We start from the raw sequence: 16,875 nt of genomic DNA, 5'->3' as shown, positions 1-16,875 counted from the left end.
ATTAATATGAAAAAAATAATTATAAAATCAGTCTTAGCGATAAGCTGTTTCTCTTTATGCCTCATTAGTTGCGGCAAGGAAGAAATACCATATTTTGACAGTCAATATAATGCTGTCAGATTCAATTCTACGAATGAGTACGATGCAGAAACCGACATATTTAAAGGGAATTATTCTTTTCTGGAGAATCCCTTTGATGAATATGGTGAATATGAATTGCCTTTAGTTTTGGTCGGAAATGTATCGACAGAAGACCGTACTGTGAATTATGTAATCAATGCGGAGGAAACCACTGCCCCCGAAAACAGTTATGAAATAACTGCTGCAGTGATTCCCGCAAATAGTTTAAAAGGAACAATAAAAATAAGGCTGTTTAATACTGATGAAATACAAAATGGAGCATCATATAAACTTTATATCCAGCTAAAGGAGTCATCAACTCTAGGGTTAGGCCCTAAAGAATATATCACAGCAACAGTAAGTTGGAACAACAATATCATTGCCCCTCCAGCGACTGAACGATATGTATGGATGACATATAATTCACTAATAAAATCATCCCTAGCTCCAACCTCTTATTCTACAACAGCTTATAGTTCCAATGCTTTAAAAACAATTGTAACAGCTTTAGACTGGGATGATTGGGACGATATGACTGCGCATCCTGACCAACCACAGAGACCAACATATTTTACATATAAATATCTCGCCAATTATAGATTATTCGTAACAGACAAATCATATGAAGCTTATGCTGCAAAATTAGCGGATTATCTAAAAAAGTATCAGAAAGAACATCCCGATACCCCCCTAGTTCATAACGAAGGTAATTTGAAAGGACAAATTATAGAAGCCAGAACATATTAATTTATATAATTCTATAAAATTATGAAGAAAAATAATATAACTCAATTAATAATATTACTGCTGCCTAATATTCTCTGGTTTACTTCTTGTTATGAGGATAAAAGTTCATTTGTAACAAACCTTATTCCAGAAGTACAAATTAGTATAAACGATAAAAATCAAGAAAATTCAATATACGTAGGTTATCAATCTCCTGTCGATATTGTACCATCTATTACCCAAGATGGTTTTGATGGTTCTAATTTGCGCTATGAATGGGCTGTAACCGAGGAACCCTCAACTAATAATCCTGTTTATGAAATTATTGGTACAGAAAAAGACTTTCATGGTATTATAAATCGTCCTATATCAAATGGAGCCTATACGTTAAAATTGACTGTAACAGATGTAGCAAATGATAACTTACAATATATTTATTCTTGGGAATTATATGTACAAAGTAGCTTCCTAGACGGATTGTTGATCGCAGATAGTGAAAACGGAACAACAACAGATTTTACTTTGATTAACAATTCTCAAATAACAAATCAATATACAAAAGAAGAAAGAATATTCCGTCACATACTAGAAACTGCTAATGGAGCAGCATATGATGAATTATTGACTTCATTAACCTATGAGGTGATGGGGAACACAGCAATACTTGGTAGTTCTCACTTAAATCAGATTTGGGCTATTTCTTCCACAGGAAAAAGCATTCGTTTCAACTGTAAGGACTATTCAATAAACGGGACATGGGAAGATGAAAAAATATTTTTATATTGCCCCACCGATTTTCAAGTAAAATCTTATATTCGTTCTTCACAACTTTTCATCGCTTATACAAATAATGGACTATATTCATTCTTAAACGTAGCAGGTAACAAATTCTCTATGCCTAATTCTGTTTTTAATGGATTTGAAATCAATAACAATGTATATGCAGCAAATTCTTCATATAGTATTGGAGACAACCATTTAGTATGGTTAGATAAACCCAAAGGTGCCTTTTATTCCTTAAATGGCACGAGTTATAACACATGTACTCCGTATATCTCAAATCCGGATTTCGATCCTAATGACATGGGGAGTCAAACAGCTATTGCCGCAACAAGTTCTCAAGATGGCTCATTGGCCACTTTCTTACTTAAAGACGATAATAGTGGAAATTATGCTATTTACACTTTAAGCCAATATAAAGCAGAAGAAGGCTACTATGAAGATCCTGATAATTGGGAGGGATGGATTGTGACTTCACCAGAACAACCAGCAGCAGCAAAAAACAAATATATTATTCCAACGACAGGAAAAACCTTACTAGACAAAGCTGTATCTATTTTCTTCGGACATACAAATAATGTATTATATGTAGTAACAGATGCAGCTATATACTCATTTACTTACGGTATGGGAAATGAAGTATCTGTCTCCACCACCTCACAGTTTACCCCCAGTAACGGAGAAAAAATTACAAAGGCCAAGTTATATCAACAAGGGCAATATACCAATCAAATTAATGTAATGACTGGTAATCCACCAACTATTGCCCCAAATGCATGGAATAACAAAGCCCTCATTATTGTGACCCAATCCGCAGAATTTAACGGAAAAGTCTCAATTGTTCCGATGAAAACAGGCCGGTGCAGGAACCTTGGATATTTCTAAAGCCCTAATCTATGATGGTTTTGGTAAAATCCTAGATGTAACAACAACCGGATATTAATCTAATTTCATAAAAATACATTAAAGAACTGATATGAAAAAGAAAATCCTCTTACTTGCAGCAATGGTGGTAGCTTCGTCTACCACCATTGACGCACAGCGTAAATTTCCATTCTTCTGGAAAAAAAAGAAGGCAAAAACAGAACAAACAACTCCTGCTAAAAAAGAAAGTGAATATGACAAACTATTCAAGAAAAAGCATGAAATAGCCAAAGGACTGATTACTCTCCATCTGCTGGATGGAAAAGTATATTTTGAACTTCCTGTGGATTTAATTAATAAAGATATGCTTATTGGTTCCACCGTTACCAGTATCTCTGATAATGGTAATGCAGTAGTTGGTTCCAAGCCGACCGATCTTCTTCACGTAGTATTCACACGCAATAAAACACATGTACAGTTACGTCAGGTAAACACTGACTATATTACTGGTAACACACAAATTGATGAAGCTTTACGCAAAAGTACACTGGGAGCAATTTTAAGCAACCAAAAGATTCAAGCATACAATAATGACTCTACTGCTATCGTTTTTGATATGAGCAGCGTCTTCCTGGGCGACAATAAAAAGATGAGTCCCTTCGACAAAAATTCTATTTATGGAATGTACAATCGTACAGAGAATTATCAATCCGACTGCTCGTACATTTCACAAATCAAGGCTTTCAAAGATAATGTTTCTATTAAAAGCTGTCTGTCATATACATTCTCTGTCAGCAATTCACAAGGAACATCACTCATAAAAGACCGTCCATTCACCGCAGAAATGACACGTTCCATCATGCTGTTAAAAGAAAAGCCTTATCGTCCACGTATGGCAGATTACCGGATCGGTGTATTTTTTACCGGACGCGAACAACTAGGCGAAGGAGCTAAAACGACCGTACCCGTTTACTATGCCAATCGATGGGATATACAACCGTCCGACACCGCCGCCTACTTACGTGGAGAGAAAGTGAAACCCACTAAACAGATTGTCTTCTACATCGATAATACTTTCCCAGAGAAATGGAAACCATATCTGCGGGAAGGAGTCACCCAATGGAATGAATTATTTGAACAGATTGGATTCAAAGATGTTGTAGCAGCCAAAGATTTCCCGACAGATGATCCGGAATTCGATCCCGACAATATCAAATATTCATGTGTCCGCTATGCTCCATCAAGCATTGAAAATGCAATGGGACCATCATGGGTAGACCCGCGAAGCGGAGAAATCCTGAATGCCTCCGTATATCTATATCACAATGTCATCAAACTTATCAGCAACTGGTTGTTCGTGCAAACAGCACAAGCCGATAAAGATGTACGCACAGTCAATATTCCGGATGAAATGGTTGGAGATGCGTTGCGCTATGTACTTTCACATGAAATCGGGCACTGTTTAGGGTTTATGCATAACATGGGAGCTTCTTCCACCTTCCCGGTAGATTCTTTACGTTCACCGGAATTCACACAGAAGTATGGTACCACTCCTTCCATCATGGACTATGCACGCTTCAACTATGTAGCACAACCTGGCGATAAAGAACGTGGCGTTAAATTGACTCCTCCCCGCTTTGGTGAATACGACAAATACCTCATTAAATGGACGTATACTCCAGTATTCAATGTTAATTCTGCAGAGGAAGAAGCAATTATAACAGGCAAATGGATCAGTGATGCCATTAAAGAGAATCCAGTGTACCGATATGGAAAACAACAAGTATATGGAGTTGTTGATCCCCGTTCACAAACGGAAGATATTGGTGACAACTCTATGAAAGCAACTCGATATGGCATCAAGAACCTTAAGTATATCATGAATAATCTGGAAAGTTGGATTTCCGAAGGTGACGATACATACGAATACCGTGAAGATTTATTTATTGGTATCGTAGAACAACTTGCAATGTACGTTACCCATGTAGCAGGCAATGTAGGCGGCTATTTTGTCAACGAAGTTAAAGAAGGGGACACAATGCCACGTTTTGCACAGATCCCAAAGGCACAACAAAAAGAAGCCCTGAATTACCTATTCGAGATTTATAACGATCTGAATTGGCTTGACAACAAAAACTTGTTAACTAAATTCCCAATTTCCGGTTCCCCTAAACAAACTATTCAAAACTTCATGTTGAGATATATACTGCCTGTACCTTTTCAGGTATCACAATACGAAGGATTAGAAAAAGATTCATTTACTGCTGCCGAGGCTTTCAACATGATATACAATTTTGTATGGAAACCGACCATTTCCGGATGTACATTAACAGAATCCCAAATGAATCTCCAGAAACAATATATATACATGATGATGCAAACTGCCGGTTTCACAATCAAAGGAGCTGGGAAAGCATTGGCCGGAGAAAAACCACTTGACATCAATCACCGCCAGTTCGGATATACTTGTTGCCAAGGACATGCTATCAAAGAGGATGTTATACACAACCCTGTAGCAGGTTTTGAATGGAGACCGTTGAATCGTTTTTCTATGACGGCTAAAGTTACACAAGCAGATGTATACGCATATATAGCTAAAGCCAAACAACTGATGAAACAAAAGGCAGCCAGTGCATCAGGGAAGACGAAAGCTCACTATGAATTATTATTAAAGATGCTCGACATCAACTTAAAATAAGGGAGGGACAAAAGATGAAAATACTATTTTTATGGTTGATGCCAATTTTGTTGATTATCGGATCAACAAATGAAGCCAATGCCCGCTCCAAAAAGAAAAAAGGAAAAGCAAAAACCGAACAACAGACTGACAGTGTTCAAAAGAAAAAAAAGAGTGTCTACGACAAGCTTTTCAAAGATAAGAAGAAACATACAGTCAATAAAGGGACAATCACAGTTCATCAGTACGAGGATAAGATTTATCTGGAACTACCGATTGAATTAATGGGACGGGATTTTTTAGTAAACTCTGCCATCACTACTGCAAGTGACATTTCGCTGGCGGGCACAAAAGCTGCTCAAAGCAGGTATCTGATTATTGATAAAACCGATTCATTAATATTATTCCGAGATCCGAAATACAATGTTCGCCTCAACGAACAGGACGATAATCAAGAAGCGGCTTTTGCATTATCTCGTAGTAATGCTATTTACAAAGCATTTCCAATTGAAGGATACACCAGCGATTCAACGGCTGTTGTATTTAATGCCACTTCCTATTTCTCTTGTTCCAATAAAGATGTACTCAATCTTAGCGGACGCAGTTATGGAGGTATGCTCACAATTGTAAGTGCTTCCCCTCAAAGTAAAACATCTTTTGTGGACTCTGCAGACGCATTCGACAATTGTATCAGTATCACTCAAAACTGTACTGCAAAGTTGAGCATCAGCATCATGGGATTCGTCTCCAAAGAGCAACCGGAATTAACCATGTCGGTACAAACAACACTAGCCCTACTGTCGAAAGAAAAAATGAACACCCGCGAAGCCAACCCACGTGTAGGAACAGGTTATATATCATACACAGACTATCGTAATGAAAAACGTTTCAAGAAAGGATACTATGTAACACGCCGTAATATAACGACACAACAACCTGTTGTCTTCTACATCGACACTCTGATTCAAGATAGCTGGGTAAAAGCCATCCAAAAAAGTGCAGATGAATGGAATATAATATTTGAAGACTTAGGAATAGGAAAACCAATCATAATAAAACCATATGAGAAAGATTCAACTTTCCGTGCTAATAACCCAATGATAAATACGATTGCTTTCCTGAATAACAACAACTCGGAAGTTACCGCATACAATGTCACTGACTTACGCACTGGAGAAATCTTAAGTACCAAGATAGGAGTACCACGCGACCTTGCCGTCAGCGTACGTCGTAATGGAGTATACCAAATGGCAGAGATTGATCCGCGCTTCCGGACTTATTACATTGCCGATGAGGTGATCTGTGAGAATCTGACAGCACGTATGCTAAAAGCATTTGGTCTTAGTTTGGGATTGGCAACTAATTTGGCTGGTTCTGCAGCATACTCCCCTGAGGAACTGCGTTCTCCTGAATTTACTCAAAAATATGGTATCACAGCTTCAGTCATGGACAACGTATTATACAATTATCTGGCACAGCCCGGTGATAAAGAAAAAGGAGTGGTATTGATTGTCGACAAACCGGGTGTATGTGATGCATTTACGCTCAAATATCTGTATGCCGCCACCAGTGAAAATGAATCAGACATGTTGAAGAAATGGGCTATGGAACACGATGGAGATCCACGCTATTTCTATGGAAAGCGTTCACCAGCTTATGCTACAGACCCGCGTTGCCAAAACTATGATTTAGGTAATGATCCGATAGCCTCTTTAGATGCACAAATCGCTCATGTGAAATATGTAGTTAAAAATAGTCCTGCCTGGTTTCACGACGATAATATCCCCAATGATTACCGGGAGCTATTTCCTGATTTTGTGATTATTGAATTAATCAATAAAACATTGTCACCTGTATCTTCTTATATCGGAGGTATTTATATCAATGAAGCCAACGAAAAAAGCAATGTTCCTTCATATCAACCGGTATCGGCAGATATGCAAAAGAAAGTCTTACAAAAGATATTCAGTACCTTCTATGATTTAAGTTGGCTGGACTCTAATAAGGATTTCTTGCGTTTAGGTGGTGTCAATCCTGATATGTCAGCATGGATTTACAATAACGGGTATCCAATGATGTCTTTGATGTTTCGTTTGATGCGTATGGGATTGAGTGTAGAGAAATCAACTAGACCTTATACCCAAGAAGCATATTTGAATGATATAGAGAAACAATTATTCAAAGAAACTTTAAATGGGAAACCTTTAAGTGCTCCAATGATTGCACAACTGTCTGTATATATCAATTCTTTAAAAGGAATGTGTCCGACATTAAAGGCTATTGACAAGGCTGTATCAACAAGAATAACTTCCATTGCTCTCAACGAGCAAACTAATCATAAGTTACAATCATTAGGGTTGCTGACAACTTTTGCCTCTATATCTGCAACAGAAGAGCAATCGGGTATGGAACCTATGACTGCTGTCAATTTCTATGTCGGTACGGATATCGAAGCCATTTGCTATGATAAGTTGAAAAGTACACGTCGCTATTTGATACAAGCTCGTTCTTTGGCTAGTAATGATATTGAACGTGGAAAATGCGATTATTTGATAGCGATGATTGACAGGGTAATTTAGCCTTTCCTCTACCATTCAACGTGTATGTTTATAAAAAGTTTAGTGATAGTAAAATGTATAACAATAAAAAAAATTATATTATGAAGCAGATTATTTTATTCATTGTATTCATATTTACTATAATGATGTGTTCTTTTGCACAAGAAGCCCCCTCCTCTCCAATAATCAAGGCAAGAGACAATAAAAGTACTGAGTTTTTCAAAAACAAAAAACTTCAATCTCCGATCTCCCCAATGGTCCTTTTCAGTCAGAAAATCACAGGGGTTGTTTATACTGAAGGAGGAAAAGAGGTACTAATAGGCGCGAGCGTTATCGAAGTGGGTAGTACTAATGGTACTATAACTGATATTGATGGAGAATATAGTATAGGCATTTCTAAGGCCGACAAAAAAATTCTCCAAGCAAGTTATCTGGGTTATGAAACAAAACAAGAAAGAATTGGAGGCCGTAGGGTGGTGAACTTCTTCCTAAAAGAAAGTTCACAAGCCTTAGACAAATAAAACCACACACTATCACTAAACTTTTTATAAAACAGCAATATGAAAAAATTTATTTCTATTTTTTTATTGTTATACATTACTTTACCGATAAATGCTCAAGATAAAACAAATGAGCTATCGGGATTTATTATACACAAACAAGAAAATGGGTCTAATGGTTCATTAGACGGTGCCAATATCTTTTTGATCTATGCAAAAGACACACTGAAAACAACAAGCATAAATGGAGTATTCCGTTTCAAACCCATAAAAACAGGAAAAGCAAAACTCATTATCACTGCAATAGGGTGTCGGAAAGTTGAAAAAGAATTAAATATAATAGCTGGAAAGAATTCTAATCTTTACATAGAAATTTTGGATGAATCCATCCAACTGGAGGAAGTCACCATCAAGGGCAGAATCCCCATTGTGACCCAAAATGGCGACACGCTAATATTCAACCCGAAGGCAGTCAACATACAAGAAGGGGATGTCGCTATGAATATAGTCGAGCAACTTCCCGGAACAGAGACTGACGACCATTCCGTCAAAATCATGGGAAAACAAGTAACCAAAACTTATATAGACGGCAGACTAATATTCGGAAGTGACCCAATGGCAGCACTAAAGAATCTTTCTGCAACAGATGTATTAAAAATCAAGGCTTATGATGAATATGAAAATACGAAAACAAAAAAACTAATGTACAGAGGGGATCTCACCAGAGTGCTCAACATAGAAACCAAAAGCAAACTCATCAGCTCATGGAAAGCACACCTATTGGCTAGTACAGGCAGCAACATGGACTCAAAGAACGACAGAGGAAAGTTCCGTAAAGGGCTCGGACTCACCACTAACTTTTTCTCCGAGAAATTTTTACTCACAAGTAATGTATTTCACAATAATATCAACCGAAAATCAAATAATATCAAAAATGTTCTTTCCATTTCCGATCCTGGTAGTACTTACAACGAAACGACTTATGCAGATCTGGCTACGGAACGCTCATGGGACACAGAAAATGGAACATACGGTACATTTAGAGCATTTTACACTTTCGGATATAATCGCGATAATACAAATACACGATCCGAACAACATTATTTTCCTGGCAACAATTATCAGCAGCGCCTTTATGAAGAACAAAATAGCAACAGTGACAGAAAACAAAATCACTATTCCGAATTTTCTTTCTCCAATTCAAATGACAAATGGGGAGAATTCCGTTGGAACCAGCTTATAACATATAACAACAACAAAGATTGGCAATCGCTTTACATCTATAATGAAGAAAACAATCTTCAAACATCGAAAAGCCTGATGCATTACGATAATCTAAACAAGAATTTTCATGTGAAGGAAGATGTCAGTTATGTCAACAGTATTACCGACAGAATCGGATATACATTAGAAAGTTCAGTAGATATAAATAAAGGCAAAAATCATTCATTACGGATAGACACATTAGAAAGTTCGACAACACAAACTTATCTGACTATTCCATCAAAACTCCGCAATACGGAGTGGAACGGCAATGCGCAATTAATATATATACTGAATCCAGAAAATGACACCCAAATATCTTTTGACTATTCCGTTAAATACGAAAACGGATGGAAACACCAATTCGCCTGGAATATGTTGAGCCCCACAAATCCACAAACAGACGAAGCCAATACATATAGTTATAAAATAAATAACCTGACACAAAAACAGGAAGTTTCATTTCACTTTTTTCCCTTTCAAAAAACAAGTTGTGACATTTCAGCCGGACTGAAGGAAACTACACTTAAGCGGAAAGAAAAAGAAATGGACAACTACCGTAAAACATTCATCTCTCCAACAGTAGCAATATCTTTTGTGCATACAGATATAACAAAGTCATGGAGTGCCGCTTACAGACTGCATAATTTTGCACCAAACATAGTGCAGTTACGCCCACAAATAGATAACAGCAATCCTTACATGCTGCGCAGTGGAAATCCCAACTTAAAACAATCATATCTACATTCGTTCCTCTTCAATTGCAATCGTATGTTAGGAAAACATAACCACACCATAGGTGTTATTATCAATGCCTCTATCCGCCAACACTCTCCTGTTGCAAAGACAACCTATTACAATGCCGAAACTTATCTATCGGGATTGCAATACACAGCACCTGCACACAGTTCTCTAATTAGTTTTGAAAACGTAGAAGGATATTGGGACATAAAAGGCAAACTGATATGGCAGGCTCCTATACGTAGTATAAAATCCAAATATGCCTTATCTACCGGATTCAACTACGAACATAACCCATATTATATAGGAGAAAATAAGACTACAACACGTACCTATGATCCATCGCTCGAACATTTTCTACTCTGTAATCTAACTAAAAGATTAAAAATAACAATCAGTGCCAATACTCATTATGTACATAGCATCAATACTGAAAATTATACAAGTAAAACATTCTATCAAACGGCAGGAGCAACATTTGATATAAGCCAAATATGTAAATACTTCTATCTAAGTAGTCATTATAATTTCATTTTCAGCCGTGATTATGGAATCAATAAAGAGATTAACCGCAATCACACCCTAAACTTGAACATAGGCTGTAAAGTGTTAAATCGCAAAGGAGACATTAGTATTGCCGCATATGATCTACTAAATAGTCATCGGACTTTCAACAGCCAAATGTATTCCAACTACATTCAAAACACGTGGACAAATTATTATGGACGGTTTTTCACCATAAATTTTGCTTATCGGTTTGGTAAAGTGAAATCGAACTACGAAGGTACTACAAACGATGGAAGCATACGCGAATATAGGCCGATGTCAGATAAAATGTGAATTTCATAGCTATCCAAATGAAAGATAACTATACCAGTTATATTGACCGAGAAAACTTCGGGCGGTATTTTACCATAAATTTCTCCTGGAAATTCAGAAAGATCAAATCGAACCGGATGGATATTTCAAGAGGAGTTACATGGTAATATGAATAAGAAATCTATTAATCATTTAAAATAAAAAGTATGAGTAATCCTATTGTCGAAGTTAAACACTTATCTCATCGTTATAGTGTAGATTGGGCCATTCGCGATATCAATTTTTCTATTGAAAAAACAGGAATATTAGGTCTGTTAGGGTCTAATGGGGCAGGTAAGTCCACCACTATGAATATCATCTGTGGAGTTTTAAATCAAACGGAAGGAGATGTATTTATCAATGGCATCGATCTACGAAAAAATCCGGTTGAAGCAAAAAAACATATTGGTTTCTTACCTCAAAAACCACCTCTCCATCCGGACTTGACTGTCGACGAATATCTCATACACTGTGCCACACTGCGGAGAATGGAGAAATCAAAAATTCGTGAAGCTGTAGAAATAGCTAAAGAACGTTGCGCTATTGCCCATTTTAGCAAACGACTTATAAAGAATCTTTCAGGCGGGTATCAACAAAGAATAGGAATTGCACAGGCTATTGTACATAATCCTCCATTCGTAGTACTTGATGAACCTACAAACGGGCTTGATCCTAACCAAATTGTCGAAATACGCAATCTGATTAAAGAAATTGCTGAAGATCATTCTGTCCTACTCTCCACTCATATCCTGTCGGAAGTGCAAGCTACCTGCAATGATATTCGCATGATTGAACATGGTAAAGTCGTATTTTCAGGTAGCATGAAAGACTTTGATAACTATGTGGTTCCAAGTAGTTTCACCGTTACATTTGCCCTTCCCCCTTCTATAGAAGAACTAGCAAAGATAGAACATGTGTTGAATATAGAAGAACTCTATCCCGGTACATTCCGGATACGCTTTGATGACGATGAAAACATAACTGAACGAGTAGTAGCCTTAAGCATACAAAACGGATGGCGACTGAAAGAAATCACGATGGAACGCTGCTCTCTTGACATAATCTTTGCACAACTATCGGGAAAACTTAAAAATAATATCTAACATGACGGATTTAAAGATTATAATGCGTATTGCCCGAACCGATCTGGCTATTTTATTCTATTCGCCGATTGCATGGTTCATATTGATTGTTTTCTCATTCCTGACAACAGCAAGTTTTACGTCATTGATGGAGAATATAGTGACCGACTATGATCTGTCAGGCGGCAAGGAAGTATCTTTGAGCGGTATCTGCTTCTTAGGTAGTTACGGCTTTTTGTCCTCCGTCGTATCAAACATATACATCTATATTCCATTGTTGACAATGGGACTCATCAGTCGCGAAACGGCATCGGGTTCAATCAAACTGGCATATTCATCCCCAGTCACCAGTGGTCAGATCGTATTAGGTAAATATCTTGCAGCCATCGGATTTGGTTGCTGTCTGATGCTTGTCCCGATAGCCAGTGCTATTTATGGCAGTTTGGTAATCCCTTCTTTTGATTGGGCTCCTGTACTAGTCGCCCTTCTAGGACTCTATTTATTAATATGCGCCTATTGCGCTATCGGGCTCTTTATGTCCTCACTCACGACTTATCAAGTAGTAGCAGCAGTTGGGACTCTTATTATATTAGCTATACTGAATTTCGTAGGAAGTATCGGCCAGGAATACGATCTTATACGCGAACTGACTTATTGGCTGTCAATAAACGGAAGAACAATCGATATGCTGAATGGAGTAATCCGGAGTGAAGATGTGATTTATTTCGTGGTCGTAGTAACCCTTTTCCTGACATTTACCACTTTCAAACTTACATCCGACCGGTGCACTATCAGTCGTTTCCGGCAAGCAATCAGCTATCTGGGATTTTTTGTCGCAGCAATGGCAATTGGCTATTTCACTTCACGTCCGGGAATGATTAAGGTATGGGATACAACACGCACTAGACTAAACTCACTTACCGAAAATAGCCAACACGTATTAGCAAAATTGACAGGACCGGTAACTATTACCAATTATGTTAACCTACTTGATAACAAATCATATCGCTACCTCCCTATCATGAAGAAAGCGAATGAAACAATCTTCGAACCTTATTGTCTCGCTAAACCGGACCTGCAAGTGAAATATGTCTATTATTATGATTTCGCCCCCAACGGCGTTGCAAATAATCCTAAGTTTCAAGGCAAAACAGTAGATGAGATGCGTGATTATATGACCATGATTTATAACTTGAATCCTCATTTATTCAAATCCCCGGCAGAAATCCGCCAAATCATCGACCTGCGTGAAGAACAAAATACATTTGTTCGCATTATGGAAACGCAAGATGGAAAACGTACCTTCATCCGTGATTTTGAAGATATGGATGCAACGCCATCCGAAGCGGAAATTACAGCAGCCATCAAAAAGATGATTTCAACTCCTCCCACTGTTGCCTTTATCAAAGGAGACGGTGAACGTGAGGTGTCCAAATCCGGTGACCGCGATTATAGCAACTTCTCCATTGAGAAATATTCTAGAGCCGCCTTAATTAATCAAGGCTTTGATGTCTGCGAGATCGACATTTCTCACGGAGACACCATTCCTTCCCTAATCAATATTATGGTTCTTGCAGAAATGAGAACTCCGCTTACTGAAAAAGGAGAAAATCAACTGGAGGCTTACCTGGCTCGTGGAGGTAATTTATTTATTCTCACCGATACAGGCAGGCAAGAAGTTATGAATCCTTTTTTAAGCAAACTCGGTATCAAAATGGAAGAATACCAACTGGCACAATCTTCCGCTGATTTCTCTCCTAATCTGATTCTAGCCAAGGCAACCCGTGAATCGGGAAAACTTACATTCGGATTCAAAGATGATTTTCCCAAATATGATTTACGTGTCTCTATGCCCGGATGTGTAGCCCTTACATGCTCCGACAACGATTACGGCTTCCAATATACTCCGATTCTTGAAACAAATGCCAAAGGTGTATGGATTGAAAAAGAACAAACAGATTTACAGGAATCACCAGTAGAATGTAATGCTTCGGCAGGAGAGAAAGAACAAACCTATATCACAGCCTATGCCCTTTCACGCCAACTGAAAGATAAAGAGCAGCGTATTATCATCTCTGGTGATGCGGATTGCATAAGCAACACCGAACTGACTCTTTCACGCGAAGGATATAGATCAGGAAACTTTAATCTGATTATCGAAAGCTTCCGCTGGCTTTCCGGAGGAGAATTTCCAATCGACATACGCCGTCCCCATTGTACCGACAATAAACTTTCGATCGGAGTGAAAGATATTGGTACAATGAAAACTATTTTCATAATCATTATACCAGCTATCCTCTTACTTATAGGAGTTGGCATCTGGTTTTTCCGCAGAAGAAATTAATAAGAGAAAAAGATGAACTTAAGACTTATACTTAGAATAGCCCGTACCGAACTAGCGGTACTCTTTTACTCACCGGTCGCATGGTTGCTGCTGGTCGCATTTACATGCCAGGTAGGATTCGACTTTATGAATATCCTGACGGAAATAGTAAAAATAAAAGCATTGGGCAACACGATCACTTTTAGCGTCACAGCCGGTTTTGTCCTTGGTCTCAAAGGAATATATGAAGTAATACAAGAAACCATTTATCTGTATATTCCTTTATTAACCATGAATTTAATGAGTCGTGAATATTCATCAGGTTCTATCAAACTACTTTATTCATCACCGGTAAGCAGTGTTCAAATCATTACCGGCAAGTTTGTTTCAATGGTGGTATTTGCCCTAATCTTTGTCATCATCCTTGCCCTACCGACAATCGTAATGTTTATCTCCGTGCCGCATGTCGATATTACACTTATCTTGGCGGGATTGTTATCCATGTTTCTGTTGATACTGACCTATTGTTCTATCGGTCTCTTTATGACCACACTCACATCTTACCAGGTTGTGGCAGCTGTTGCCACCCTTTCCGCATTAGCATTTCTCAATTATGTGGGAGGAATTGGACAGGAGTCCATATTCTTTAGAGAAATTACTTATTGGCTATCCATTAAAGGACGTGCCAGTGAGATGGTTGGAGGATTGATATGTAGCGATGACGTTATCTATTTCCTTGCCGTAATTTTATTATTCCTCTGGCTATCGGTCATTAAACTGAATAATGAAAAAACACGTCGCTCACTCTTTTCAAAAACAATGCGCTATGCCTTAGCTGTATGTACCATTATAGTTATCGGCTTTGTCAGTTCCCGTCCGGCAATGATGGGCTTTTATGATGCTACCCGCAGCAAACAACGTACACTTTCAGAAGAAAGCCAGAAAGTAATGGAGCAATTGTCCGGACCTATGACGATCACAACTTACGTCAATATTTTCGATAAAGAATTTGATGTCGCTTCTCCAAGAGAGCAAAAAGAGGATATGGCACGCTTCAAAATGTACACACGTTTCAAACCAGAGATAAAAATGGAGTATGTTTACTATTACTCTACACCGAAAGACAGCACCCTTTATCGCCAATATCCGAATAAAAACATTCGTGAGATAGCTTATGAAGTTGCCAAGAAGAAGAACTTCAATCCTAAAAAGCTTAAAAGCGCCGAAGAACTGAAAGAAAAAATAGACTTGGCTAAAGAAAATTATCGATTTGTGCGGGTTGTTGAACGTGGCTCCGGTGAACAAGCCCGCCTTCGTTTGTTCGACGATATGGAATATCACCCTTCTGAAACAGAAATCTCCGCAGCATTGAAGAAAATGCTTGTTACTCCTGTGAAGGTAGGCGCCATCACAGGACATCAGGAACGTTCCACCACTAAAAAGGGAGATCAGGATTACTCACTTTTCGCCACACATGGACGCTTTCGTTATTCCATGATTAATCAAGGTTTTGATTTGGTGGAACTGAATCTAAAGGATATGAATGATATACCAAGTAATATCAATATATTACTTATTGCTGAAATGCGTTCTTCCATGAGTTCCAAAGAACAAGAAATCATAGACCGTTTTCTTGAACGCGGAGGTAATATGATGATTATGGGCGACGTCGGACGTCAGGAAGTAATGAATCCTTTACTCCGGAAAGTTGGTTTAAAACTGTTGCCGGGAATCATTGCACAACCTTCTGATGTTAATCCCGGAGACCTCGTTCTCGCGAAAGCTACCCAGATAGCCGCCGACAGTATAGGAGGCTTCTACAAACGTATGGTTGACAGGCAGAAGCATAGTGCAGTCACCATGCCATCGGCTGTTGCTCTGGAAGTTGTCGATACAACAAAATTCCATCCAATAGTTTTATTACAAAGCAACGCCCAACAGACATGGATTGAGTATCAAACAAAAGATTTTTTGAATGACTCCCTTTCATTAGACTCTCTTCAAGGTGAAAAGTTAGGAGCCTATCCCACGGCAATAGCGTTAACCCGCAAGATTAAAGCCAAAGATAAAAAACAACGGATCATTGTGTTGGGGGATGCAGACTGTTTCAGCAATGCCGAACTACAAAAAAGCTCAAGACCGGGTATCTATTCATTCAACTTCAATATGATTCCCGGTTCATTCCGTTGGCTATGCTATAATAAATTTCCGGTATCTTCTTCCAGAGCCCCTTATCTCGACAAAGATATCAGCCTGACTCCTATGGATCTATCTACTATCAAAATTATCTATTGCTATGGCATCCCATTTATTATTGGTCTGTGTGGTATTTGGATATGCTGGAGGAGAAGAAAACGATAAAAAGAGAGAACAGAGAAACTTC

9 protein-coding genes are annotated in these 16,875 nt (G+C 38.2%); all 9 read left to right on the top strand.

The window, feature by feature from the left end:
• The first annotated feature begins 6 nt into the window (after positions 1-6).
• The 9 genes from BXY_RS04585 to BXY_RS04545 all read left to right on the top strand — a co-directional run bounded on the left by BXY_RS04585 (position 7) and on the right by BXY_RS04545 (position 16,853).
• Entirely contained in the window at positions 7-867 is an 861-nt protein-coding gene (locus BXY_RS04585) for a DUF4843 domain-containing protein (RefSeq protein WP_004314581.1), read from the top strand.
• A gap of 21 nt (positions 868-888) precedes the next feature.
• Complete coding sequence (locus BXY_RS04580; protein ID WP_015531302.1) at positions 889-2,511, top strand: PKD-like family lipoprotein; 1,623 nt, start codon at positions 889-891, stop codon at positions 2,509-2,511.
• A 91-nt stretch (positions 2,512-2,602) separates the two neighbouring features.
• The gene (locus BXY_RS04575) at positions 2,603-5,188 is read left to right on the top strand and encodes a zinc-dependent metalloprotease (protein ID WP_008997411.1); all 2,586 of its coding nucleotides are present in this window, start codon (positions 2,603-2,605) and stop codon (positions 5,186-5,188) included.
• A 14-nt stretch (positions 5,189-5,202) separates the two neighbouring features.
• The gene (locus tag BXY_RS04570) at positions 5,203-7,746 is read left to right on the top strand and encodes a zinc-dependent metalloprotease (RefSeq protein WP_134993293.1); all 2,544 of its coding nucleotides are present in this window, start codon (positions 5,203-5,205) and stop codon (positions 7,744-7,746) included.
• Positions 7,747-7,826: 80 nt separating this feature from the next.
• A complete protein-coding gene (locus tag BXY_RS04565) occupies positions 7,827-8,246 on the top strand; it encodes a carboxypeptidase-like regulatory domain-containing protein (protein WP_004309031.1) in 420 nt (139 codons plus the stop codon).
• A gap of 39 nt (positions 8,247-8,285) precedes the next feature.
• The gene (locus tag BXY_RS04560; protein ID WP_004309030.1) at positions 8,286-11,069 is read left to right on the top strand and encodes an outer membrane beta-barrel protein; all 2,784 of its coding nucleotides are present in this window, start codon (positions 8,286-8,288) and stop codon (positions 11,067-11,069) included.
• 185 nt (positions 11,070-11,254) lie between these two features.
• Complete coding sequence (locus tag BXY_RS04555) at positions 11,255-12,190, top strand: ABC transporter ATP-binding protein (RefSeq protein WP_015531299.1); 936 nt, start codon at positions 11,255-11,257, stop codon at positions 12,188-12,190.
• 1 nt (position 12,191) lies between these two features.
• Positions 12,192-14,513 carry a Gldg family protein gene (locus tag BXY_RS04550; RefSeq protein ID WP_008017707.1) on the top strand — a complete coding sequence of 774 codons (2,322 nt, stop codon included), beginning with the start codon at positions 12,192-12,194 and terminating at the stop codon, positions 14,511-14,513.
• A gap of 12 nt (positions 14,514-14,525) precedes the next feature.
• Positions 14,526-16,853, top strand: coding sequence for a Gldg family protein (locus BXY_RS04545; RefSeq protein WP_004312965.1), 2,328 nt, complete (start codon positions 14,526-14,528; stop codon positions 16,851-16,853).
• Positions 16,854-16,875 lie beyond the last annotated feature (22 nt).

This window comes from Bacteroides xylanisolvens XB1A (genome assembly GCF_000210075.1).
Lineage (GTDB): Bacteria > Bacteroidota > Bacteroidia > Bacteroidales > Bacteroidaceae > Bacteroides > Bacteroides xylanisolvens.
The sequence above is the reverse complement of the archived record's forward strand: the minus strand, read 5'-3'. Positions and strand labels throughout refer to the sequence as shown.